Genomic DNA, 26,040 nt, shown 5'->3' on the forward strand with positions numbered 1-26,040 from the left:
CAAGTGGACGATTTCTATTGTTAGGTTGCTGATGTGGAATTGGTCTATTATAATCAATATGTGACAAGCAATGACGTGACAAGAGCCTGCAATGGCCCAGATCATGTGGAAGGATGTTAGATGAATTTGCAAAAAAAGAAACGAGTGTTTCTGTTTCTTGTGGTAGTCCTGATTGGTCTTACGATAGGAGTCATCTTCTATGGCAGATATCAAACTGTGCAAAGGAAAGAGGGGAAAAAGGTCGAACAGGAAAAAGAAACATCAATAGAAAGGGAAAGTCGGCAAGCAGAGCAACTTCCAGAACAGTTACCAGAACCTGCAGATACAGACTTCGTGAAAATTACAGATTATATTCCGGATATTGTGGTGGATCTTAAGTATGCCACAGCAGATAATTTTACGGGAACGGTCATCTACGATTTTAAGGATGCCTATTTGCGCTATGGAACAGTAAAAAAACTCGCAGTGGCACAGGAAAAATTCAAAGCTATGGGATATTACATAAAAATATGGGATGCCTATCGTCCGTTTGCGGCACAGGAAAAGTTGTGGCAGGTCTGTCCAAATCCACGTTATGTTGCAAACCCAGCCAATGGTATGAAAGCACATAACCTTGGAGGGACAATTGACATGACGCTTGTTACATTCGATGGAAATGAGGTGGAAATGCCGACGGCATTCGATGATTTTTCTCTCAAGGCAGACCGTGATTACAGCGATGTGCCGGAAACAGCGGCAGGAAACGCTAAAATGATGGAGCGTGTGATGACAGAATGTGGTTTTGTAGGTTATGCGGGAGAATGGTGGGACTATTCCGATACAACAGCCTACGAAGCGTACGATTTCAAACCATAATTTATGAATTATAAACTTTTCTTTAGAATAAATTCCTTTAGTGTCTTTGGAAACTGCGTTATAATGATTTCATGTTGTTTCAATAAATAGGGGGTATAAATAAGGATAGAGTCAGCCCAAGTGGCTGTCTCTTATTGAATGGTAGGAAGAAAGATATGAGAAAAGGTACTGCGAGATCCATTTTAATGCTAGGGATTTTTTACTTTGTATTTCTTGGTGCAGAATATTATTTTGATAATATGATGGCTTTTGTGACAGATGCAGATGGTGTGGTCTTAGCACAGAACTATATCTTAGGGAGTAGTGTGCTGGGATTTTTGTTGTATGCACCAATGGAAAAAATGTTACCGGCAAAGATAAAGCAACTGTTTTGGAGCATGAGCAGTGCTGCTGTGATTCTGATGTTCTTTTTTATCAAGATTCATAGCGGCTATGGACATACATTACGCGCAGGTATGTTTTTATTCTTGTTGCTTGGGTATTTTGGAAGTGGTGTGCATTATTTGGTGGCGCAGACTTTTGCGGCAGAAAATGAGACAGAAAAATCGCATTTGGCACGGACGGTAGGATGTGCCTATGCCTTTGGGATTTTATTACAGTTTATCAATAACAATTGTATTTCATCCGTAGCAGTGCAGGTGATTTTCTTATGTTTGGCATTTGCTGTTATGGAAGGTTTGTTTATGGTAAAAGCACAGCAGGTCGGTGCGCAAGGAGAAACGCATCCGCTCATAGAAGCGGATGGTGTTGCACGAAAGACTGGCATGCTGTTGATTTTTATTGTCGCTCTCATGACATTTATTTTTGCAACATTAGATAACGCGGTGACATTGGTACATGCTGGTGGAGGTGCGGATATTGGACAATGGCCGAGGCTTTTACTTGCATGCAGTGGTTTGCTTGCAGGATTTTTATATGATATCAAAAAAGGTGCTTACCAGAACATCATCATGTATTGTGTGATGATGCTTTCAACGATTTGCGTGGTTGTGATCACGTGCGGTGGACCATTTCTATTGGGATTGGTTGTATTTTATCTGTCGGCCGGCTTCTTTTCCATTTATTTTGCCAGCAGTTTTATGCGTCTTTCGTATGCAATGAAAGAGGGAAAACTATGGGCTGGACTGGGGCGTGCTGTCAACAATCTGTGTGCGGTGGGAACGGCTTCAATGTCACTGGCACTTTTACATTCGCCAAGTTATGTCACCATTGTAATTGCACTTGTGTTATTTGCCATTACAAGTGTTTTGATTTTTGTATACCAGAGATATGGGGATCAAATGCGATGGAAACAGGAAAATGCAATTTTATCGCAGGAAGCAGAAAAAACAGAAAAGATATTAGAAACACATAAGAAAAGCGAGGAGGAATTGCTTGCACTTTTTGCGCAGGAATTTTCCTTAACACCGCGTGAAGTGGAAGTGCTTGCGTGCATGCTTCATTCAGAAGATAATGTGACAGAGATGGCAACGCAGCTTGCTATTTCGCGGGCAGCATTGTACCGCCATATTTCGAATATGAATGAGAAAACAAATACCAAGGCAAGAATTGGTTTGCTCCAATTTTATTATGCCTGGATGCAGGAAAAGTAAAGGAATTTGACAATTTGAGACATATGTCAACTCCCATATTACGACCGCATATGCTAGAATTTTACCCATCATTAAGTAGTAAATACTTTGTTGGAGGGTGAGCGTATGCAACGACGTAATGTGGGAGTTTTTTGTTGTTTACTCTGCCTTGTATTGGCATGTTCTACCATGATGTTTGGATGTGGAAAAGCAAAGCAGGAAGAACAAAAGAGTGCGACAAATCAGAAAACAGAAAAGACAAATGAACCGGAAGAAACAGGAGATGACGTAGCAGCACTATTAAAGAATGCGAAGTATGTGGCTGTGATTCATGTAAAAATTAATCCTGAATTTAATATTTATCTTGATGAAGATGAAAATGTCGTGGCATTGGAATGCCTGAATGCAGATGCAAAGGATGCATATGGCAAGAAATCGTTTGCCGGGAAAACACTAGACGAGACATTACAGACTGTGGTTTCTATTGCAGCAGAAAAAGGCTACATGAAAGAAGACCAGACGGTAGCACTTACCATCACAGAATGTACGACCGATTTGAATGCTACCGAATTACAGACAAAAATGGATCGTATGGTAACGGAAGCGGCAAAAGAACAGAATATCACAGTTACGACAGCGATGGATATGAGTGAAGAAGTCAGGACGACACAAAGAGAAGCGGGATTGATCAAACAAGCATGTTCAAACTGCAATGGTACGGGAGATTGTCCGGATTGTGATGGTGGTCGTATGACGTGTCCTGCCTGTGGCGGTGATGGTATTGAGGAGTGTGGTAACTGCTTTGGCAGTGGACTGGATCATGGAAATACCTGTACTTTTTGTGGTGGCGCAAAGACACACACCTGTACACATTGCGGTGGCGTTGGAACAGCGATGGATTGTCCTGTGTGCGGTGGCAGTTTCAAGTGCGTTGTCTGTGGTGGCAGCGGTTCACTTTAAAATGGGATGGTATGCAAGAAAATAACAATACATAGATAAAAAACGACAAAAGGAGGAAGACAACATGAAAAAAACAAAAGGAAGGATGCGTGGAATTTTATCGCTGGTCTTAGCAATGCTTTTGACGGTAACGATGATTCCGGCACAAAAAGTATTGGCAGAAGGAGAAGCGGCAGGAAGTACGGCGGAAAACACGGGAAATCTGACGTTTGCTTCGTTTGAAAGTACAGATATATCACATGGTGAGGTGCAATGGAAAAATGGGGATGCAGATACTTGGCATACACAAACGACAACAGGGGATGTAACGGCAACAAATGTACGAATTGTTGTTAAGAAAAATGCCAATTTGGGGCAGCATATGGCGTTACGTATTAATGGACAGGACATATTGCAAACAAATTTGGAAACATTAAAGTCAAATGAGGGATTGAAACTGCAAGCAGATGGAAAGTATCAGTTTGAGCATATTGGATTTTCTTCTGCAGCGGGTGGTTCCGGCGGCGAAGAAAATCCACCACAGCCACCTAAGCCTCCAGTATCACAGGGAATTGAATTTGTCTTAGAAGGTAATGCAAGAGATAAATTTGGTGAAATGATTGCTGCAGGAAATGATGCCAACAATATTTATGTAAAGGTGAATGAGGATACCTCTTATCAGAAGATTAACGATTTGATAAAGAGTAAGATGGTTACCGTATCACAGGACGGTCGTTATCAGTTTGCGGATTCTGTAAAAAAAGTTTCTCTCTATGTAAAATACGATACGAACTATATGGTACAGTTTATGCCAAATGTAGCAGGCATGGGCTTTAGCGAAAATGCACCGCTCGTTTTGGATGGCTCTGGCTCACAGCATATCCAGATTGATAAAAAGGTCAACACGATCACATGGGCGTATGACGATGTACGCTATGGCAAAGATGCTTATTTGGAGCATGGAACAGCAGAAATTATTGCAGTAAACGGAACACCGGTTGCACAACTTCCGAAGGATCCGGACAATTTTGCAGCAAATGCAGGAAACAAAGATGGCGGACACTTTGCAGCAGATCCTGGTGCTAAGATTACCATTAAGCTGACACCGGATTATGGTTACCAGTTATCGGGAGTTCAGTTAAATGGCGGCGCTACGTTAGAGGCACAAAAAGATGTATCTACGTTCACATTTACCATGCCGGATACAAGCGTTCACTTTAAAGGTATTTTTACAAAATCAGAAGATGCCGTAGTGACAACGGGAAATACAGTCAAAAATGCTGCAATTGCAAATGGTGCAAATGCTACAAACAGCGGAAATCTGGAATTGAAGGTATCTGATAACACGAATTACAACACAGCAGCAGCCACAGCGCTTGTTTCCGATGCTGTAGCAGCAGAGGCAGTAGATCTTTCTTTGAACCAGGTTGTCAGCAAAGGAAATGGCACCAATTGGGAAACCGGAATTACGGAATTTGAAAAGCCAATCACATTATCTTTGGCGTTGAAGGATTATGACGCCAATTATGATTATACGGTAGTGAGAAACCACAATGGAAAGCTGACAGCACTTGATACCACAGCAATCAACGGAACTGTCTCTTTTGCAACCAATCAGTTCTCTACCTACGTTATTGTAAAGAAAGAAAAGAGTAAGACACCGGTTTATAGTACTGAGGCTAATGCCGGCGCAGGTGCACCACAGACAACATTTTCACAGACGACAAAGGAACTGTTAGATGCGATTGGTCTTACCGCGGCAGAAAAGAAAGCGATTGCAAATGGTGCAAATGTAAATGTTGTGCTCAATGTAAATGTTAAGACATTGACAGAGAAAGAAGCAAAATTAATCGAAAGTGTCATTGGCAAGAATAAGATGGCAGAAACATATGATATCAATCTTTTGCTTCAGATTGCAGGCTTGGCGGATCGGAATATCACAGATCCAAGCAGTGCAATCGGTATAACCATCACAATCCCGGATAAATTTATTAACACAGATACCAGTGTGAAGAGAGTTTATCGCATGGTTCGTATTCATGATGGAAAAGCAACGGTAATTGACGGAACGTTTGATGCGAATACAAAACAATTTACATTTGCAACGGATGGATTTTCCACCTATGCATTGGTATATGAAGATGTGGCTGCAACTACAACAACCCCAGCAACGACATCGCCAAAGACAAACGATACTTCATTACCTATCGCATGGCTTCTGCTTTTAGGTGCCGGTCTTTGCGGATGCATGGCAGTAACGCTCGTAAAAAAGAAAATTAAATAAAAAGTACAGGATGATTTGATAGAATGCTCCCACCGGCAGAAGTGATGGTGGGGGCATTCTTTTTGCCTGTGATGATGTCTGCATTTTTATGTTCGGGAAAATCCCTGTGGTTGCAAGGCGGGGGAGTTTATAGTAAAATTGTGGAAGGTTTAAAGGAAAAATAAGAATCAGAGGAGGTCTTGATTATATGGAAAGTTACAAGAAGGAATTCATTGAGTTTATGGTAGAGAGTGATGTTTTAAAATTTGGCGATTTCACATTGAAAAGTGGTCGTAAGTCTCCATTTTTTATGAATGCCGGTGCATATGTTAGTGGTTCACAGCTGATGAGACTGGGTGAGTATTATGCCCGCGCGATTCACGATGCATATGGCGAGGATTTTGATGTACTGTTTGGACCGGCATACAAGGGTATTCCGCTGGCAGTCATCACGGCAGAAGCCTTCTATCGTTTATATGGAAAAGAAGTAAAATATTGCTCCAACCGTAAAGAAGCAAAAGATCATGGTGCAGATATGGGTTCTCTTTTGGGCTATAAAATCAAAGATGGCGACCGTGTTGTGATGATTGAAGATGTAACAACGTCTGGTAAGTCTATGGAAGAGACCGTTCCAATCGTCCGCGCACAGGGTGACGTTACGATCGTAGGTCTTATGGTAAGTTTAAATCGTCAGGAGATCGGACTCTCCGGTGACCACAGCAAGTCAGCCCTGGATGAAGTGGCAGAGACTTACGGCTTTGCGACCAATGCCATTGTGTCTATGTCAGAAGTGGTAGAACACTTATATAATCATGAGCATCAGGGTAAAATAGTCATTGACGATTCTATGAAAGCGGCTATCGACGCATACTATGACCAGTATGGCGTGCGATAAAGATGGTTATTTTATGAACAAGACAAATAAGATCCGGTATGTGATCCCTTTTATCCTCTATATGGGACTATTGATATATTTTCTGCTTTTTGCAGAGGCATTTCGGGAAAATGCAGTGGATGAGTATCGCTACAATCTGATCCCTTTTCGGGAGATCATGCGTTACATCCAATATCACAAGACGATTGGAACCGGGCGGGTACTTTTGAACCTGCTGGGCAATATCATAGGCTTTGCCCCTTTTGGATTTTTCCTGCCCTGTATCAGCAGACGACCGATCGATCTCTGGGCGGCAACACTTTTTTCCATGGAGTTTTCCATCACGGTAGAAGTGATCCAGTTGTTCAGCCGCGTGGGCTGTTGTGATGTGGATGACGTGATACTCAATACCTTGGGCGGTATGCTGGGCTTCCTGTGTTATCGGGTTTGGAGGAAATATAGACATGAATCGTAGAAGTAGAAGATATAGTGGGCAAAAGAAACCCTTATCTACACCATCCATAGGTGCGGCATTGGGAGCGGCGGCATCGCTTTTGATCCTGGTACTGGCACTTTTTATTGCAGCAAATACAGATGGCAGCAGTGCCAATATCATCGGCGGTATCTCGGTGCTTGCCATGATCCTGGCGATCGCGACATGCGTGACAGGAGCGCATATGGCACGCAATGATAATTTTGAAAAGATATCCCGTATCCTTGGCGTGGTCGTTCCGGCGATCGCGACGGCATGCTGGGTGATCTTATATTGTATCGGTATTCTGATTGGATAAAAGACAGGTGGGTAGAAAAATGAGACAATTAGAGCGACAGGAAGAATATGAAGAACGATTTGCTCTGGTAAGTGAGCGGGTAGATCAGTTAAAGGAAGATGCGGAGGTGCCGGATCCCTTTGCTTCTTATTTTAAAGAAGTGGCAGCGTTTCTTGGGCTGGTAAAAAAGACATATGTCTGTGTGGCAGAGGGCGCCTATGAGAGGCTTTCCTTAGAGGAACGGCAAAAGATACACGCGGACTTGTATGGCAGATTGGAGCCGGCGGTCTATGAGGCTTCTTATTTAAATCCGGAATATGCTGAGGAGACGCTGGGAGCAGAACTGGGCGGTATGCTCAGCATGCTTTATGCAGATCTGTTATCGACCATACCGGATGCCTTTGAAGAAAGGCTGGACCTGCTCTGCATCTGGAACGAACTCTTTGTAGAACTCCACGGTTGTTTTGTGGAAGAAATGCAGGAGATGGGAACAGAGACAGGAGCATTCTCCGGGGAATCCTTGAAATGGATTGCAGGAAATGTAAAGGATGCGATCTACTGGTTCTATCATGACTATGCGGAAAGTTTTGTACCGGATACGATTCTGCCAATGATCGATTCATCCTATGATTTCTTTACCAAATGGATCGAGGAAGCAGACTTATCCGGCAATGCCTATCTTTACCGCATCGGTGCACCGGTCGGTAAGAATGAACTTTTGATGGCAGATTATCTGCGAAAGATGCCGCAAGATCAGATCGATGCTATGGCGCATACCTTTACGGAGGGCTATCGCAAGGGCTTTGAGATGGCTGGCAAGGATATCCATGCGAAAAAGACGGTCAAGATCGAGGCACCGCTTGGCATGGAGCGTATGGTAAAGGCTGCCATGGCACAGTTTGCGGACATGGGCTTAAAGACGACTATCCTGCGTGAGGCGACGATCTCACTTTACGGCAGGGGCGGTGGCAAGCGTGGTTATTACAGTGTATCGCCAAACCGTCAGTATGATTATGACCACAAGGATGATAAGGCATATTATTTTGATAAATCCTTTGTAGAACGCCGCTTGGAAGTCATGCGTGACACCTTTGAAAAGGAAAAAGACAAGGCACTGACCTTTGGCGGTCCGGCGGTTGTGGAAGTCTTTGGCGAAGAACCATTTGCGCCGGTCAACAAGGAGGCAAATGCCAAGTATTCCGACAAGCAGAATTCTCTGAACGTATATAATGCTGTGGAATCCGGTAAGATCACCAACACCTATATCCCGGGAGAATCCTACAGTTTTACCATCATTGCCTATCCATTGCCGGCGATCGGCGATCAATTTGAGGAGATCTTTGCCAAGACCGTTGAACTCAACACCTTAGACTATGAAAAATACCAGACCATCCAGCAGCATATCATTGACGCACTGGATCAGGGACAGAGCGTACATGTGACCGGACGTGGAGACAATCACACAGATATCCGGGTGCAGCTGCATCCGCTGGCGGATCCTGCAAAAGAGACGATCTTTGAAAACTGCGTGGCCGATGTCAATATTCCGGTGGGGGAAGTCTTTACATCTCCGGTTCTGGAAGGAACCAATGGCGTTCTGCATGTGACACAGGTCTATCTGGGAGAACTCTGTTACAAAGATCTGGAGGTCGTATTTACGGACGGCAAGATCACAGCCTATGACTGTGCCAACTTTGAGACGGAAGCAGAGAATAAAAAATACATTCAGGACAATGTCCTTTATCACCATAAGACCCTGCCGTTGGGCGAGTTTGCGATCGGCACTAACACGACGGCTTACCGCATGGCAAGAGATTATGACATTGCGGACAAACTGCCGATCCTGATCGCGGAAAAGACAGGACCGCATTTTGCTGTGGGTGATACCTGTTATTCCCATGCGGAAGATGTGCCGATGTATAACCCGGACGGTAAGGAAGTTGTAGCGAGAGACAATAGCGTATCTTGGCTCCGCAAGGACCCAAAGACCGCGGACCAGGCATATTTTAACTGCCATACCGATATTACCATCCCTTATGATGAGTTGGGCGATATCGTGGTGGAATGTGCGGATGGCAGAAAGATCACCATTCTTTCACAGGGCAGATTTGTCCTGCCGGGAACCGAGGAATTAAACGTCGAATTGGAACGATAAATAGAAGAAACTTACAATTTAAGGAGGAAAAGAAAATGGCTAAAGTAGGAATTGTAATGGGCAGCGACTCTGATATGCCGATCATGGCAAAGGCAGCAGAGGTCTTGGAACAACTGGGGATCGATTATGAAATGACGATCATTTCCGCACACAGAGAGCCGGATGTGTTCTTTGAATATGCGAAGGGGGCAGAGGCAAGAGGCTTTAAGGTCATCATTGCGGGAGCCGGAAAGGCAGCACATCTTCCGGGCATGTGCGCAGCACTTTTCCCAATGCCGGTCATTGGTATCCCAATGAAGACATCTGATCTTGGCGGTGTGGATTCTTTGTATTCTATCGTGCAGATGCCAAGCGGTATCCCGGTTGCGACCGTCGCTATCAATGGTGGGGCAAATGCGGGCATTTTGGCAGCCAAGATCTTAGCGACCAGCGATGATGAGATCTTAGAGAGGTTAAAGAAATACAGCGAGGATCTGAAAGATCAGGTCGTAGAGAAAGACGCGCGCTTACAGGAAGTGGGCTACAAGGCTTATATGGAAAAATAATAAGATGCATGGGACTAGGATATATTAGGATGACTAATATATCCTAGTAGTTTTTATTACTAGAATTTCTAAGACACAGGTTTTATAATGGGAACAGAGATACTCATAACAGCACAAAAGGAGTAGTGAAAAGCATGGATTACAAAAAAGCAGGTGTAGATATTGAGGCAGGTTATGAATCTGTCAAATTGATGAAAAAATATGTGCAGGAGACCATGAGACCGGAAGTTTTGGGCGGTCTTGGCGGATTTTCCGGTGCATTTGATCTTTCATCCATCAAGGATATGGAGGAACCGGTTCTTCTTTCCGGTACAGATGGATGTGGTACCAAGGTAAAACTGGCATTTCTTATGGACAAGCATGATACCATCGGTATTGATGCGGTTGCCATGTGTGTCAATGATGTGGCATGTGCAGGTGGCGAGCCACTTTTCTTCTTAGATTACATTGCTTGTGGCAAGAATTATCCGGAAAAGATCGCAACCATCGTCAGCGGTGTAGCCGAAGGCTGTAAGCAGTCCGGCTGTGCTCTGGTCGGCGGCGAGACGGCAGAGCATCCGGGACTTATGCCGGAAGATGAGTATGATCTGGCAGGTTTTGCCGTTGGTGTCGTAGACAAGAAGGACATCATTACCGGTGAGAATTTAAAGGATGGCGATGTACTGATCGGTATGGCATCTACCGGGGTACATTCCAACGGATTTTCTCTGGTGCGCAAGATCTTTGACATGACAAAAGAGTCTTTGGATACCTATTATGACGAACTTGGCACAACACTGGGGGAGGCATTGCTTGCGCCTACCAGAATCTATGTCAAGGCATTAAAGGCGGTTAAGGATGCAGGTGTGACAGTCAAGGCATGCAGCCATATCACAGGCGGCGGCTTCTATGAGAATATCCCGCGTATGCTGCCGGAAGGCAAGCGTGCCGTTGTAGAGAAGAATTCCTATGAAGTGCCGGCAATCTTTAAGTTGATGGCAGAAAAAGGAAATGTGGATGAACACATGATGTATAATACATACAATATGGGACTTGGCATGATCGTTGCCGTGGATCCGGCAGATGTCGATAAGACCATGGAAGCAATGCGTTCTGCTGGGGATAGACCATATGTTGTTGGTAAGATCATTGATGGTGAAAAGGGTGTAGATCTATGTTAAAATTAGCAGTTTGTGTGTCCGGTGGCGGTACCAATCTTCAGGCGATCATTGATGCGATAGAAGCAGGGCGGATCCATGATACCGAGATCTCCCTGGTCATCAGCAACAATCCAAATGCCTATGCCTTGGAACGTGCGAAAAAGGCTGGTATTGAGGGTATCTGTATTTCGCCGAAATCTTATGAGAACAGGGATGCCTTTAATGCGGCATTTTTGGAAAAACTGGATGCAGCCAAGGTGGATCTGGTCGTACTCGCCGGATTTTTGGTCGTGATCCCGGAGATCATGATAAAGAAATATCGCAATCGTATCATCAATATCCATCCGTCGCTCATTCCGTCCTTTTGCGGAACCGGCTACTATGGCTTGAAAGTGCACGAGGGTGTGCTTGCCAGAGGTGTCAAGGTGACAGGTGCGACCGTGCATTTTGTGGACGAGGGGACAGATACGGGACCGATCATTTTACAAAAGGCAGTAGTTGTGCAGCAGGATGATACACCGGAAGTTTTACAGCGTCGTGTGATGGAAGAGGCAGAATGGCAGATCATGCCGCAGGCGATCGATCTGATCGCAAGAGGCAAGGTTAGCGTGGTAGATGGAAAAGTTAGAATTGCGGAGTAAGGAGAATGGCATGAAAGTATTAGTTGTAGGCAGTGGCGGTCGTGAGCACGCGATCTGTATGAGCGTAGCAAAAAGTAAAAGGGTAGACAAGATCTACTGTGCACCGGGCAATGCCGGAATCGGTCAGATTGCGGAATGTGTACCGATCGGTGCCATGGATTTTGATAAATTAGTTGCATTTGCTAAGGAAAACGCCATTGATTTTACAATCATTGGTATGGATGACCCTTTGGTCGGTGGTATTGTGGATGCTTTTGAAGCAGAGGGCTTAAAGGTCTTTGGACCGAGAAAAAATGCGGCAATTCTGGAAGGAAGCAAGGCATTTTCCAAGGATCTTATGAAAAAATACAATATTCCTACGGCAGCCTATGAGCGTTTTGACGACGCAGAGGCAGCGATCGCTTATTTAAAGACCGCCAAGATGCCGATCGTATTAAAGGCAGATGGTCTTGCACTGGGCAAGGGTGTATTGATCTGCAATACCCTGGAAGAAGCCATCGAAGGGGTACATACCATCATGATGGACAAGAAGTTCGGAGATGCCGGCAATACCATGGTCATCGAGGAGTTTATGACCGGACGCGAGGTCTCTGTGCTTTCTTTTGTGGACGGCAAGACCATCCAGATCATGAGCAGCGCGCAGGATCACAAGCGTGCCGGGGATGGAGATACAGGTTTAAATACCGGAGGCATGGGAACCTTTTCTCCAAGTCCTTTCTACACCAAGGAAGTGGATGAATTTTGCAAGAAATATGTATATCAGGCGACAGTGGATGCTATGGCAGCCGAGGGCAGAGAGTTTAAGGGTGTTATCTTCTTTGGCTTGATGCTCACGGAGGACGGACCAAAGGTTTTGGAATACAATGCCAGATTTGGAGATCCGGAGGCACAGGTTGTACTGCCGCGTATGAAGAATGATATTATAGATGTTATGGAAGCATGTGTGGATGGCACTTTAGATCAGTTGACGCTGGAATTTGAGGATAATGCAGCTGTCTGCGTGGTACTTGCATCAGATGGTTATCCGGTTTCCTACCAGAAGGGATTTCCAATCACAGGCTTTGATAAGTTCGACAATGAGGAGTATTTCTGCTTCCATGCAGGTACAGCCTTAAATGATGCAGGACAGATCGTGACAAATGGCGGACGTGTACTTGGTGTTACAGCCAAGGGCAAGGATTTAAAGGACGCCAGAGCCAAGGCTTATGCGGCAACAGACTGGATCTCTTTTGAAAACAAATATATGCGCCACGACATCGGCAAGGCGATTGACGAGGCGTAAAAAGAACCAAAAGTAAAAAGGTTTGTGAAACCTGGGAAGGCTTCACAAACCTTTTTTCATGTCTGGACAGTAAGCGAACATCAGCGGAACTGGTTGCTGTCTGCTTCATAATAATAATCAATGGCTGCCAGTCGTTTTTCAAGATCTGCCTGATCGACATTCTCTGCTGCACAAAACTCTGCAAGGGATGGATATCGGTCTCTTAAATTCATGTTGACGACACTGAGCAGCATCATGGGATCTAGTGGTAAATTCATTTTCATACTCCTTTATAAACGAATATGCTTTCTTAGACATATATATTATATGTAAGAATGTAAAATTTGCAAATGAAAATAAATTTACTACAAAATTATTTAGAATACTGCGCAAGCGGTTTCTTTAAGAGTGGATACAGGATGGTGGAAAGGATCACACCAAAGAGTCCCTGCACGATGTTGAACGGAACACCGCTGGCTGAGGATGCCAGACCTGCGGCAAGGCTTGTGCTTGAGAAACCATCGCCTGCTGCGAGTGCCATCAAAAAGATCTCAAATACAAAGTATCCAAATACCATGAAGGCTTCGCCAACGACACCACTGATCGCGGTAAAGGCTGCCTGCTTGCCACCGGAAACTTCGGAAAGTTTCTTGGTAAAAGCACGGTAAACTAGGCTGGCAAATACAGCGGTAAGCATCTTGATGACAAAGGTTGCCGGTGCATAGGAGAAGTATCCGCCAAATAAGTCAGAGAACATAGAACCAATACCGGCTGCAAGTCCGCCATAAAGTGGTCCAAGTAAAAATCCTGACAAAAGTACAATCGAATCACCTGGATGGATATAACCCATGGTAGGTGTCGGTACCTTGATGATCATGGTAGCAACACAGGTCAGTGCTGCAAATAAAGCTGCAAAAATCAATTTTTTCGTTTTCATATTTTTCCCTCTTCTTTCTCTTATCTTGTCAAAAGTCTTGCTTTTGTGCGAGTAACTGAGTATCATTATATGCATAATTGGTTATGTGAAAATAACCATTTTAAACAAATTCGACCATACCAGATTAAAAAATACTGAAAAACCTAGAGAAATAATAGGAAAAGTCGATTTTTACGAAAAAAGAAAAATAGAGGGATGTATATGCTTACCTATACTTTTGAGGAGAGGGGCGAAAAACCCTACTACCAATATTTATATGAAGTATTAAAAGAAGATATTGAGGAAGGAAGATTAAAAGAGGGGGAACACCTGCCGTCCAAGCGGGCTTTTGCCAAGCAGTTGGGACTTTCCGTGATGACCATTGCCAGTGCCTATGAGCAGTTGTTGGTAGAGGGATATATCTATGCCGTGGAGAAAAAGGGTTATTATGTGGCGGCGGTGCAGCCCTATCTGACAGAACCTTTACAAGAGGATCCTGCGGTGAAAATTTTTATTGAGGGGGACGATGCCAGCCACGAGGAAACAAAGGCAAACTGGCGGATGGATTTTGCATCCAACCATGTAGACCGGGAACGCTTCCCTATGAGTACGTGGTCACACCTGATGCGTGCTGTATTAAGTGGCCAATCGAAGGATGTGCTTTTGCCGTCGCCACCGCAAGGTGTCTATGAACTGCGGCAGGCGATCGCGGACCATCTGTATCATTTTCGCGGTATGCGTATTTTGCCGGAACAGATCGTGATCGGTGCGGGAACCGAGTATTTGTATCATCTGCTCATCCAACTTTTGGGGAGAGACCATGTCTATGGCATCGAAAATCCGGGCTATCAAAAACTGGCGAAGATCTATGCGCATAATGGCGTGGACTACCGCTATGTGGATCTGGATGCGCATGGACTTTCCATGGAGTCGCTGAGAAAGCAAAAGGTAGAGATCATCCATACATCGCCGACCCACCATTTCCCGACCGGTATTGCTATGCCTATCAGCAGGCGGCAGAAGTTGCTTGCCTGGGCAGCCGAAAAAGAGGGACGTTATATCATTGAGGATGACTATGACTGTGAGTTCCGTTTTGGCGGTCTGCCCATTCCGACCTTGCAGAGTATTGATGGAGCGGGGCGGGTGATCTATCTGAATACCTTTTCCAAGAGCCTGACCCCCTCTATCCGTATCAGTTATATGGTTCTACCCCGGACGCTGGTCGGAAAATTCCAAGAGAATTTAGGCTTTTATGCCTGCACGGTGTCAAATTTTGAGCAGTACACCCTGGCTGCTTTTTTGCAGCAGGGCTACTTTGAAAAGCATATCAACCGTATGCGCAATTTTTACAAGAACCACCGAAATCAGGTCATTGCCAAATTAAAGGAAAGCCGTCTGTGGCAGATGGCATCCATCTATGAGGAGGATGCCGGCTTGCATTTTCTTTTACATATTGATACACAAAAAGAGGACAGCGTTATCAAGGATCAGTTGCAACAAAGGGGCATCCGCCTGCGGGGTATGAGCGATTATACCTATGACGGCAGTCAGGTGATCCCGCATACATTTATCATCAATTATACGGCGATCGATCCGCAAGACCTGCCGGAAGTTCTGGAAGAAATCTATCAGGTTTGTATAAACTAACTATTGTCTTGTAGAAAAAACATGATTTTGCGCGAAAGCGATTGAAAAATAATCCAAGCGTGTTAGAATGATGGATGGAAAATAAGAAATAAATTTGTATGAAAGGAAACAGTTATGTTTGGATTTGGACAGTTAATTGACATTTTAAAAGAAAACCCAAAGAAGATCGTTTTCACAGAAGGAACCGATCCTCGTATTCTTGAGGCATCCTCAAGACTTCTTGCATCTAATTTCTTAGCACCGATCTTGATCGGAAAGCCGGAGGAAGTAGAAGCAGCAGCAGAAAAAAGTGGATTTAATATCCGTGGCGCAGAGATCATTGATCCAGCAAATTACGACAGAATGGACGAGATGATCGAGATGTTCTGCGAACTGAGAAAGAAAAAGGGCGTTACCCCGGAGCAGGCAAGAGGCATTCTTTCACAGGCAAACTACTTTGGTACCATGCTTGTAAAGATGGGCGTTGCTGATTCTTTACTTGGTGGTGCAACTTATTCTACCGCAGATACCGTAAGACCTGCTTTGCAGTTGATCAAGACAAAGCCGGGCAACTCTATCGTATCTTCTTGCTTTATCATGGTTCGTCCAGCTGCTACAGGTGAGAACGAAGTACTTGCTATGGCAGACTGCGCAATCAATATTCATCCTACAGAGGACGAATTGGTGGAAATCGCAGGAGAGACAGCAGAATGTGCTAGAATCTTCGGTATTGACCCACAGGTTGCATTCCTTAGCTATTCAACACTTGGTTCTGGAAAGGGCGAAGATGTAGATAAGATGCGTAATGCAGCAGCTAAGACAAAGGCAAAATTCCCGAACCTTCCAATCGAGGGAGAGATTCAGTTTGATGCAGCCGTTTCACCACGTGTTGCTCGTACAAAGTGTAAGGATTCAGAAGTAGCAGGTCATGCAAATACCTTTATCTTCCCTGATATCAATGCAGGTAATATTGGTTACAAGATTGCACAGAGACTTGGTAACTTCGAGGCATATGGTCCTATTCTTTTAGGATTAAATGCTCCAGTTAACGACTTGTCCCGTGGATGTAATGCAGCAGAAGTTTATTCTATGGCTATCATTACAGCAGCACTTGCATAAATCATATTGTAAGTAATACAAAAGGCGTTCTGCTTATGCAGAGCGCCTTTTTTGGGAGTTTCATTATGCTGTTATAAAACAACTTCGAAAAGAAGTGCTTTTATAATTCACATGCTACGTCGTAAGCAGATTTGATTGCATGATCAATGTTGCTTGGACGTTCGCCGGCACAGTCACCAACATAGTGGATTGGCAATGTGCAATTGTTTAATTCTGCGACATTCTTCTTTGCACCAACAGCCATCACAACGAAATCAGAAGCAACTTCTGCTTTTTCTGTCTTTTCGTCAACTGTCTTTTCAACGATAACCGCATTTTCTGTGATTTCCATCAATTTAGCAGAAGTGAGAACTTCTACTTCATGGCTGTTTAATTCTTTCATCAATGTAGGAAGAATGGTGTTGCTTTCTTCTTTTGCAATCTGATCCATCATTTCAACGATGGTAACCTTGCATCCGCGAGAAGCCAGATATTCAGCCGTTTCGACACCGACAAGTCCGCCACCGATGACAGATACCTTGCCAAATACGATTTCTTTCTTTGCAAGAACATCCCATGCACTGAAAACCGTTGGAAGGTCTTTTCCAGGAACTGGGATGATGGCATTCGTTGCACCTGTTGCAACGATGACTTCATCGAAGGAAGCGTAATCTTTTTCACTAAATTCCTGACCAAGACGGAAGGTGACATCTAATTCTGGTAATACGTTGCAGTAGTAGTTGATACTACGCATCATTTCTTCTTTTCTTGGTGGAACACTTGCAATCAATAACTGTCCACCAATCTGTAATGACTTTTCAAAAATAGTAACCTGGTGACCACGTAAAGCAGCAACACGGGCAGCTTCTAAGCCTGCAATTCCGGCACCAACGATAGCAACACGTTTTGCAGTAGCAGCAGGAGTAATCTGACGGCTTGCTTCATAACCATTTTCTGCATTTAAAACGCAGCTTAAGAACGCACGGTTTTGAATGTTGTCGGTACAACCCTTGTTACACATCATACATGTTCTGACACAACCAGCGTGGTTATCTGCACACTTATTAGCAAAATCAGGATCTGCAAGCAAAGAACGACCAAGTGCGATAATATCAGCAGAACCGCTGGTAAGTACAGCTTCAGCAGCTTCTGGTGTCACAATACGTCCTACAACGGATACTGGAATCGAAACGATTTCCTTGATCTTCTTAGAGTAAGAAACCATAAAGCCGTATGGCTGTGTTCCCATAGCAGGAATGGTATCACCCATGTTTCCTGTGTGGTTTGCCTGTGCTACGTGAATGGTATCTACGCCGGCTGCTTCCAATTCTTTTGCAAAAATGCAAGCTTCATCAAATGGAAGACCACCTTTACCACGGAATGCATTTTCACCGAGTGGAGTCACAATAGGAAGTTTATAATCAATCACCATATCTGGAACAACAGTCTTTAAACGTTTTACGAGTGTTAATGCAAAACGTGTACGGTTTGCAAGATCTCCGCCATATGCATCTGTTCTGTGATTTAAGATTGGAGAGCAGAGAGAACCAACCAGACGGTCTCCATGTACTTCGATACAGTCAACGCCGGCTTCCTGTGCTAAAATAGCGCAGTTTTCCATGTGCTTGATGATCTCTTCGAGTTCTTCTGCAGTTACTTCGTTTACAAAATGCTGCATATCATGATGCAATTTTGCTCTTGCTTCCTGCATTTTTCCCTGATGGAATAAATCATTTAATGCGGCAACGTTGTAATCCGGATGGAATAACTGGATTCCAAGCTTTGCACCATTTTCGTGACAAGCATCTGCGAGTCTTTTGAATCCTTCTGCCTGTGCAGGAGAAAAAAGCTTTGGTGTAGGAGAGAATGTTGCAAGAGGCGCAACGTCTCCGATTACAATATAACCAACACCACCCTTAGCGAGGCGTTCGTAAAAACGGAAACTCTGTTCACCGATAGAACCGTCTTTTTCCTCATATCCGGTTGTAAGCGGAGGAAACATCAAGCGGTTCTTAAAGGTTGTTTTTCCAACTGCGATAGGTTCTAATAGTTTCATAAGTCATACTTCCTTTCAAGTCTGTTTCATTTATTTTAATGCCTGCAAGAAGGTAAGAATAGATTCATTTAATTCTTTTCTTGCAGAAGCACTGGCAAAGTTATGGTTTGCACCTTCGATGGTCTGATAGGTGCATTTTCCAGAATAAAGTGTTTCATATTTGTGGCAGGTAGCATCATCTACTAAATCATCAGCGGTACCACGAACGATAAGGACAGGACCTTCGTAACCAACAGCGGAAGAAAACGGCTCGTACTGGTATAAATCATGATTAAAAGATGTTGCAAAGCAAAGTCCTTCAATATCAGCACTTGTGATGCCTTTTGCCTCCATAGCTTCGGCGCGTTCCTTACATCCAAACCACATACCGGCGCCCGGACACATGAGAATCAATGCGTAAGGGTTTACTCTTGGAGCAGCAGTAGCGGCTGCATAGCCGCCCATGCTCTGACCGGAAAGAATTACTTTTTTCGGATCAGCAAAATCCTGCTGTTTTGTCCAATTTATAATATCTTCAATATCTTCAAGAATGCCGGTAAATGTCATATCTTCAAATTCTCCATCACTCTCCCCATTTCCGAATAAATCGAAACGTACGCTGGCAAAACCATGCTTTGCAAGAAATCTTGCCGTTTGCGTATAACTGTTTTTGTATCCACTCTTATTTCCAGTAAAGCCATGTACATTTACAATGGCAGGAAAACGTGAACCCTCATCTGGGATATCTACAATTCCGCGTAAAACGTGACCGGAACGATTGGTAAGTTCGACTTGTTTGATCAATGTGATTTACCTCTTTTCTAAAAATTATTCAGCGTTTGCAGCGTTTCTCTTATCTGCTAACTGATGTAACATTTCTTCTGTTTTTTCTTTGGTTAATGGATATACAAACTTTAATACAAGTACAGCTAATAAGTAACCAACAACATATAAGCCGGTATAGGTTTTCCAGAGATGTCCAGCGAAAGCGTCACTCTGTACTTCCAGATTTACGTTAAATCCAGCAATCGCAAGTGCGAAACTACTCATACTTCCAGATACTGCATTTGCAAGTTTACGGAAGAAAGTGTAAGCAGAGTAAACGATACCTTCGTTACGCTTTCCAGTCTGGAGTTCCTGATAATCAATGGCATCATTTACAAGTGCCCAGATCAATACCTGGAAACCGCTGACACCGAGATAGCAGATACCGTTGATGATGATAAAGAGCAAAGGATTCTTCATTGGGAAGAAGAATAAAATGGCAAATACAACGACAGAGAAAGTAGCACTGTACATAATCCATTCTTTTTTACCAAATTTCTTTGCAACAAACTTGATACCAACGAAAGCGATGAGTGACCAAAGGACACTTAACATACCAGAAATTGCCATGATAGCAACGTTTCCAAAGTAGTCACGGAATAAATAAGTATTCAATCCGTTTACCATACCTGCACCAACGATACCGATAAAGCTTGATAACATAACACCGAGCAAAGCTTTGTTTTTGGTGATATCTTTTAATACTTGTAAGTAATTGAGTTTTTCTTTTTCTTCTTTTATAGGTTCTGTAATGACACGCTCTTTACACCAGTTTGCTGTAATCATCAAGCAGATGAAACCGATAACGGCACAGACAGCAGCCATCATCAGGAAATGACTAGGTACTGGCTGGTTATCCTTGTAAAGGAATAATGGACCAGCGATAACGATAACCGTCATGAAAATGGTTCCACCAAGACTTCTATAGCGGGAAAGATCTGTACGCTGGTTTACATCGTCTGTCATAACACTGGAAAGACTTCCGAATGGAACGTTGACGCAAGTGTACATAATTTCATATACAACATAAGTAATGAACATATATGCAAGACGGGCACCATATGCGAAGTTGCTTACATTAACAAATCCTAACACGCAAAGAACAGCAGTTGGGAAAGCGAAAAATTTAATCCAAGGAATAAATTTACCTTTTCCGGTGTTTTTGTGGCTATCAACCAATGCACCGATGAGTGGATCGTTGATGGCATCCCACAATTTGGTCACCAACATTAAGATACCGACGTGTACTGGATTTACTTTTAATACCAATGTGTAAAAAATTGCTAGATACATAGCACGGAATTGTTCCGTACAGCAACACCCTAAATCCCCCAGAGTGTAGCCGATTTTGTCCTTCATAGAAAAAGGTCTTGTTTCTTTCATAATAAAATACCTCTCGTTTTATAATGTTTTGGTAGCTACAGTATTATTATAGAAACAAAAAAAGAGACCACATATACAAAAATTGCTTGCAAACTATGAAAAATTGATATATCGTTAAAATTGACAAAATAAACAAAAAATATAGGGAAGGAATGTGCAAAGTGAACATATGAAGAGACAAGGATATGAAATGGAGCATGTAAAGATTGTGGAGAGCGGTCAGAGAAGTTTTGGACAAGGCAATCGTCATACCATTATTTTTGTTGTTGGCGGTGTTTCCTATTTACAGGCAGAGGAACGGAATGAGGTTTGTACGATGGAAGATCTTATTTTTATCAAACCCGGCAATCGTATCAAATTGGAATACCGTAAAAACAAATATCCGTTGGAACTGTATGTTCTTTATGTTGGCGCTGACTTACTAAAAACACTTTCCGATGAACATACCGATTTGAATGCGGCGTTTGATGTCGTACCATTTCAGGTAAAAATGGTACATGCAGAGAGTGAAGCAGCAATGCTGATTAAAAATATTTCGAAAAAACTCTATGCAATGGCAAAAGAAGAACAAAAATTTGCACATGCATTATATGAGAAGAGCCAGTTGACCATTTTGCTTATTTTGGCATTGCGCTCGTCTGTGCAGGAGGACAGACAGCATAAGGTGAATAAGAAAAAACATGTGGTGATGGATGATATCTTTATTTATATTAAGGAACATTTGACGGAGGATATTACGCTGGAACGTTTAGAGGATGAATTCTATGTCAGCCGGTATCACATTGTAAGAGAATTTAAAAAAATGACCGGAGAGACACCACATGCTTATATTGTAAAGGCAAGACTTGATCTTTGCAGACGCTATATTGAGCAGGGGAAAAGCATTCGCGAAGTGTATGAACTGGGTGGATTTGGTGGGTACAACCATTTCTTCCGGGCATTTAAGAAAGAATATGGTGTGACACCTATGCAGTATTATAAGAATTTACAGATTGATCGAAGTGTGGATGAAAAATCACGCATTTCCTAATGCTGTCATATAGTAAAGAGACGATGGCTGCAGGAGAAAAAAATGGATGTGACAACACCAGGAAACATAGGATTTGCATCTTCAGGAGAACTCGAAATTGAATTATATGATAGTACTAACAGAGGACCGGTGCGTGGGGCGCAGGTGAGCATTTACCGGGCGTCAGATGGTGAGAAAATAGCAAGTTATGTTTCGGACGGAGCAGGACAGATTCCGGATATACGTGTAGAAACACCGCCGTTAGAATACAGCTTAGAATCGCAGGCAATGGGGATGCCTTATGGACAATATAATATCGTGGTAGAAGCTGCAGGGTATGAAACATTAGAACTGACAAATGCGGAGGTATTGCCGCAGGAACTGTCACTGCAGCCGGTTCCTTTGATCCCCACGGGAAGTATGACAGGAAAAACAGAAGAAATTGTGGTGCCCGGCAATACGCTTTATGTACCGCAAACGCCTAAAATTCCGGAGACAGAGGTAAAACCAGTTACTGAAACCGGAGAAATCGTTTTAAGCCGCGTGGTGATCCCAGAGTATATTATTGTGCATGATGGAACTCCGTCCGATGCAAAAGCGAAGAACTATTATGTGACATATCCGGATTATATCAAAAATGTGGCATCCAGTGAAATCTATGCGACCTGGCCGGATGCTGCAATTCGTGCAAATGTACTTGCCATTATGTCATTTACACTGAACCGTGTTTATACGGAGTGGTATCGTGGCAAAGGGTATGATTTTACCATTACATCATCAACGGCATACGATCAAAAATGGTCGTATGGACGTACCATCTTTGAATCGATTTCACAAGTGGTCGATGAAATGTATACCAATTATCTGGCACGACCAAATGTCAAGCAACCAATTTTGACGCAATATTGTGATGGGAAAAATGTACGATGTCCAAAGTGGCTCAGCCAGTGGGGCTCGAAAGATTTGGCAGATCAGGGGCTTCGTACCATAGAAATTCTTCGTTATTATTATGGCAGTAATATCTATATTAGCACAGCGGAAGAAATCAGTGGCATACCGACATCCTGGGCAGGAGAACTGTCTGTGGGTTCAGAAGGAAAAAAGGTGAGCCAGCTGCAGGAACATCTGAATGTGATTGCAGGGGATTATCCGGCGATTCCGCGTGTGGCTGTGGATGGTATTTATGGACCTTTGACAGCGGAAGCGGTGCGTACCTTCCAATCTATTTTTGGACTGCCGGCGACAGGTGTGGTAGACTATCGTACATGGTATAAAATCTCCCAGATCTATGTGGGAGTAACCGGTATAGCGGAATTGTAAAAAAGATACAAGTTACAAATAGAGAAAAGAGGAAAAAACATGGCAAAATGGCTCATGTATAGTAAGCGGGCAGATTTTACCGCAATGGGCAAAAAATATCAGATCGATCCGGTAGTGGCGCGCATACTCGTCAATCGCGATTTGACGGAGGATGCAGCCATTACTGCATTTTTGCATCCCAGCGAAAAAGATCTTGGGGATGGAAAAGCCTTAAAGGATATGGATGTGGCGGTCGCTCTTTTGCAAAAGGCGATAAAAGAGAACAAAAAGATCCGTATCATTGGCGATTATGATATTGATGGGATCCAGGCGACTTATATTCTGCATCAGGGACTGCTGCGTCTGGGGGCGATCGTAGACTATGCCATACCCGATCGTATCGAGGACGGTTATGGTGTCAATATCCGTCTGATGGAAAAGTGCGTGGCTGATGGGATCGGTCTTGTCATCACCTGCGATAATGGGATCGCGGCGGCGGATGCCATCGCCTATGCCAAGGAGGCGGGCATAGAGGTGATCGTGACGGACCATCATGAGGTGCCTTACGAAATGGTCGAAGGCAAAAAAGTCTATCATCTGCCGCCGGCGGATGCCGTGGTCGATCCCAAGCGGGAGGACTGCCTGTATCGGTGTAAAAAGTTGTGTGGAGCGGTCGTGGCATGGAAAGTGATCTGGGTATTGTATGAAGCGGCAGGCATTGCGCGTCAGGAAGCCATGCGTTTTATGGAAAATGCGGCTTTTGCAACGATTGGGGATGTCATGGAACTGGTCGAAGAAAATAGAACGATCGTAGCCCTTGGTATAGACCGGCTGCGCCATACCAAGAATCTGGGGATGCAGACTCTGATCGCACGCTGTGATCTTGCGCCAGAGGACATCAGTGCCTATCATGTCGGCTTTGTCTTAGGTCCCTGTTTAAATGCCAGCGGCAGGCTGGATTCTGCTACAAAGGCCTTGGAACTTTTGGAGGCTGAGGATATAGAAAGCGCAGCCGGATTGGCGGAAACATTGCGCCAGTTGAATGAAGAAAGAAAGGTCATGACCGAACAGGGCGTTGCGCAGGCGATCGCACAGATCGAGCAGGCGGCAGACGCGGATGCGCCTGTCTTAGTCATTTATCTGCCACAGGTGCATGAGAGTGTCGCAGGCATCATAGCCGGGCGCATCCGGGAACGCTATGAGCGCCCGACCTTTATTCTGGTGGATGCGGCAGACGGAAATGGGGCAAAAGGCAGCGGCAGGTCTGTCGAAGGTTTTTCCATGTATGATGAGATGTGCAAGTGCAAGGAACTTTTTAGCAAATTTGGTGGACATCCTATGGCGGCAGGTCTGTCTCTTCCGGTCGAAAATATAGATGCCTTTCGGACAGCCATCAATGCCAATACGCAGATGACAAAAGAGGAAATGCAGACGCTCATCCACATTGATGTGCCTATGCCTTTTTCCTACATCAGTGAGGAATTGATCGGGCAGTTGGAAAGATTAGAGCCATTTGGAAATGGCAATCCCAAGCCGGTATTCGCGCAAAAAAATGTCTGCATCCTGCGAAAAATGCCTATCGGCAAACAAAAGCAGTTCCTGCGTCTGACCCTGCAGGGGGAGGATGGCAGTCGCATGGAAGGTCTTTATTTTGGGGAGCGGACGGTATTAGAGGAGATTGAAGGCGAGCGGGGATGCATTACCATTACATATTATCCGCAGATCAATGACTTCCGTGGCAGAAGAAGCCTGCAGATCGTCATATCAAATGTCTGCTAGATGTTGCATAATACTACAAAAAAATGTAGAATACATAGTATACATTTGTGTAAGAAAATGTATGAATGGAGGTATGCGCAGGCATGTTTCATAGCAAAGAAGTGAAGCAACAGTTACAGCAGGCTGAGACGCTTGGGCGACAGGTGGAGACATACGAGGCTATGCTTCAGACGGCGGCATCGGATGTGGCAGAAGCACAGATGGATGTGGATCAGTTACAGATGAGCGCGGCAAAGATGGATCGAAGCCTGACCAAGGTTGTAGGTTATGCCAAGGATACACGGAATGACCAGCAGGTCATGGAAGATGGCATACAGGAATGTGTCGAGGTCTTACGACAGGATAGTCTGCAAGTGGGACAGATCCTGGAAAAAAGTGCCAAGCATACTGATTTTTTACACCAGCAGGAGACGGCATTGACCGACCTGATGGAGCAGAGCAAGCATTATACCGGACTTGCCAAGTCGGTTTCAGAAGGCTCCAATAAAGAGACATCCGAGATCAAGCGTCTGATGGAACAGATGTCAGGCTTGGAAAAGTTTACCGGGACGATCAGTGCACTCGCCTTACAGGCAGCAATCGATGCGGGGAGACTGGGCGACGAGGGCGCGGATTTTATCCGTAGCGCAGAGCAGATCCGGTCTTTGGCAGAAGTCTTTGGCGGACAGTTATCGGACACCTTAGAGCAGGCAGAAAATCTCCAGAAGGAGATCACCGAGATGAGTGGACAGATCCATCAGTTTATTTCTTTGCTCAAGGACAACAACCGTGCGCTTAGCAAGATGGCAACGGATGTGAGCCGCTATAACGCGGGACAGACTGATACAGAGTCACCGGAGGCATCTATGGCAGGTCTGATTGAGACTTTGCAGGAGTATCAGGGACGTGTGACAGATGATATCAGCAGGCAGGAGTGCATCTTGGAAGAGATGGAAAAGATCGGCACCTGTTATATGGAGCAAGAAGAGAGCACAACGCATTTAGAGCAGACGGTCGCACACATGAAGCAGACCTTTGCTGATGCCGGCGGTTCAGAGATACAAAAGTAAAGGTAGCA

General features: G+C 44.2%; 23 protein-coding genes. 18 read left to right on the plus strand and 5 right to left on the minus strand.

Features of this window, described 5'->3' with window-relative positions; genetic code table 11:
* Positions 1–120: 120 nt before the first annotated feature.
* The 12 genes from DW183_RS04185 (at position 121) to purD (ending at position 13,034) form a co-directional block, all read left to right on the plus strand.
* On the plus strand, positions 121–855 hold the full coding sequence (locus DW183_RS04185) for a M15 family metallopeptidase (protein ID WP_118280766.1): 735 nt from the start codon (positions 121–123) through the stop codon (positions 853–855).
* Positions 856–1,010: 155 nt separating this feature from the next.
* On the plus strand, positions 1,011–2,447 hold the full coding sequence (locus DW183_RS04190; RefSeq protein WP_118280767.1) for a helix-turn-helix transcriptional regulator: 1,437 nt from the start codon (positions 1,011–1,013) through the stop codon (positions 2,445–2,447).
* A 105-nt stretch (positions 2,448–2,552) separates the two neighbouring features.
* Positions 2,553–3,386: an anti-sigma-I factor RsgI family protein gene (locus tag DW183_RS04195; RefSeq protein ID WP_118280768.1), complete on the plus strand. Its 834-nt coding sequence runs from the start codon at positions 2,553–2,555 to the stop codon at positions 3,384–3,386.
* A gap of 64 nt (positions 3,387–3,450) precedes the next feature.
* Complete coding sequence (locus DW183_RS04200) at positions 3,451–5,649, plus strand: InlB B-repeat-containing protein (protein WP_118280769.1); 2,199 nt, start codon at positions 3,451–3,453, stop codon at positions 5,647–5,649.
* Between the two features lie 187 nt (positions 5,650–5,836).
* The gene (gene pyrE / locus DW183_RS04205) at positions 5,837–6,523 is read left to right on the plus strand and encodes an orotate phosphoribosyltransferase (RefSeq protein WP_118280770.1); all 687 of its coding nucleotides are present in this window, start codon (positions 5,837–5,839) and stop codon (positions 6,521–6,523) included.
* A gap of 13 nt (positions 6,524–6,536) precedes the next feature.
* Positions 6,537–6,977: a VanZ family protein gene (locus DW183_RS04210; protein WP_118280771.1), complete on the plus strand. Its 441-nt coding sequence runs from the start codon at positions 6,537–6,539 to the stop codon at positions 6,975–6,977.
* A complete protein-coding gene (locus DW183_RS04215) occupies positions 6,967–7,293 on the plus strand; it encodes a hypothetical protein (RefSeq protein ID WP_118280772.1) in 327 nt (108 codons plus the stop codon). Before DW183_RS04210 ends, DW183_RS04215 begins: the two co-directional genes overlap by 11 nt.
* A 19-nt stretch (positions 7,294–7,312) precedes the next feature.
* Complete coding sequence (locus DW183_RS04220; RefSeq protein ID WP_118280773.1) at positions 7,313–9,427, plus strand: aminopeptidase; 2,115 nt, start codon at positions 7,313–7,315, stop codon at positions 9,425–9,427.
* A gap of 35 nt (positions 9,428–9,462) precedes the next feature.
* Entirely contained in the window at positions 9,463–9,972 is a 510-nt protein-coding gene (gene purE / locus DW183_RS04225) for a 5-(carboxyamino)imidazole ribonucleotide mutase (protein WP_118280774.1), read from the plus strand.
* Between the two features lie 134 nt (positions 9,973–10,106).
* Positions 10,107–11,132, plus strand: a complete 1,026-nt coding sequence (gene purM / locus DW183_RS04230; protein WP_118280775.1) for a phosphoribosylformylglycinamidine cyclo-ligase — start codon at positions 10,107–10,109, stop codon at positions 11,130–11,132.
* The gene (purN, locus tag DW183_RS04235; protein WP_118280776.1) at positions 11,126–11,752 is read left to right on the plus strand and encodes a phosphoribosylglycinamide formyltransferase; all 627 of its coding nucleotides are present in this window, start codon (positions 11,126–11,128) and stop codon (positions 11,750–11,752) included. Before purM ends, purN begins: the two co-directional genes overlap by 7 nt.
* A 10-nt stretch (positions 11,753–11,762) precedes the next feature.
* Positions 11,763–13,034 (plus strand): phosphoribosylamine--glycine ligase, encoded by a 1,272-nt coding sequence (purD, locus tag DW183_RS04240; protein ID WP_118281350.1) that lies wholly within the window; start codon positions 11,763–11,765, stop codon positions 13,032–13,034.
* 80 nt (positions 13,035–13,114) lie between these two features.
* Here the strand turns inward: purD and DW183_RS04245 are convergent, their stop codons facing one another.
* Both DW183_RS04245 and DW183_RS04250 read right to left on the minus strand, forming a co-directional pair.
* A complete protein-coding gene (locus DW183_RS04245) occupies positions 13,115–13,291 on the minus strand; it encodes a DUF4250 domain-containing protein (protein WP_118280777.1) in 177 nt (58 codons plus the stop codon).
* A gap of 95 nt (positions 13,292–13,386) precedes the next feature.
* Positions 13,387–13,950, minus strand: a complete 564-nt coding sequence (locus tag DW183_RS04250; RefSeq protein WP_118280778.1) for an ECF transporter S component — start codon at positions 13,948–13,950, stop codon at positions 13,387–13,389.
* 201 nt (positions 13,951–14,151) lie between these two features.
* Here DW183_RS04250 and pdxR point away from each other — a divergent pair, with 201 nt between their 5' ends.
* Complete coding sequence (pdxR, locus tag DW183_RS04255; protein ID WP_118280779.1) at positions 14,152–15,576, plus strand: MocR-like pyridoxine biosynthesis transcription factor PdxR; 1,425 nt, start codon at positions 14,152–14,154, stop codon at positions 15,574–15,576.
* Between the two features lie 114 nt (positions 15,577–15,690).
* A complete protein-coding gene (gene pta, locus DW183_RS04260; RefSeq protein WP_118280780.1) occupies positions 15,691–16,674 on the plus strand; it encodes a phosphate acetyltransferase in 984 nt (327 codons plus the stop codon).
* A 100-nt stretch (positions 16,675–16,774) separates the two neighbouring features.
* Here pta and bilR read toward each other — a convergent pair whose 3' ends face one another.
* The 3 genes from bilR to DW183_RS04275 are packed head-to-tail and all read right to left on the minus strand — an operon-like array spanning position 16,775 to position 20,896.
* On the minus strand, positions 16,775–18,709 hold the full coding sequence (gene bilR / locus DW183_RS04265) for a bilirubin reductase, long form (RefSeq protein WP_118280781.1): 1,935 nt from the start codon (positions 18,707–18,709) through the stop codon (positions 16,775–16,777).
* 30 nt (positions 18,710–18,739) lie between these two features.
* Entirely contained in the window at positions 18,740–19,492 is a 753-nt protein-coding gene (locus DW183_RS04270; RefSeq protein ID WP_118280782.1) for an alpha/beta hydrolase family protein, read from the minus strand.
* A gap of 24 nt (positions 19,493–19,516) precedes the next feature.
* Positions 19,517–20,896, minus strand: coding sequence for an MFS transporter (locus DW183_RS04275; protein WP_118280783.1), 1,380 nt, complete (start codon positions 20,894–20,896; stop codon positions 19,517–19,519).
* A 169-nt stretch (positions 20,897–21,065) separates the two neighbouring features.
* Between DW183_RS04275 and DW183_RS04280 the strand changes: the two genes are divergently transcribed.
* The 4 genes from DW183_RS04280 (at position 21,066) to DW183_RS04295 (ending at position 26,032) form a co-directional block, all read left to right on the plus strand.
* Positions 21,066–21,926 carry a helix-turn-helix transcriptional regulator gene (locus DW183_RS04280; RefSeq protein ID WP_118280784.1) on the plus strand — a complete coding sequence of 287 codons (861 nt, stop codon included), beginning with the start codon at positions 21,066–21,068 and terminating at the stop codon, positions 21,924–21,926.
* Between the two features lie 42 nt (positions 21,927–21,968).
* Positions 21,969–23,225 (plus strand): peptidoglycan-binding protein, encoded by a 1,257-nt coding sequence (locus DW183_RS04285; RefSeq protein WP_118280785.1) that lies wholly within the window; start codon positions 21,969–21,971, stop codon positions 23,223–23,225.
* Positions 23,226–23,264: 39 nt separating this feature from the next.
* Positions 23,265–24,983 carry a single-stranded-DNA-specific exonuclease RecJ gene (gene recJ, locus DW183_RS04290; RefSeq protein ID WP_118280786.1) on the plus strand — a complete coding sequence of 573 codons (1,719 nt, stop codon included), beginning with the start codon at positions 23,265–23,267 and terminating at the stop codon, positions 24,981–24,983.
* Positions 24,984–25,066: 83 nt separating this feature from the next.
* Positions 25,067–26,032, plus strand: coding sequence for a hypothetical protein (locus tag DW183_RS04295; RefSeq protein WP_147403365.1), 966 nt, complete (start codon positions 25,067–25,069; stop codon positions 26,030–26,032).
* Positions 26,033–26,040: the final 8 nt, after the last annotated feature.

This window comes from Roseburia sp. AM16-25 (assembly GCF_003473825.1).
In the GTDB taxonomy this organism is placed as follows: domain Bacteria; phylum Bacillota; class Clostridia; order Lachnospirales; family Lachnospiraceae; genus Pararoseburia; species Pararoseburia lenta.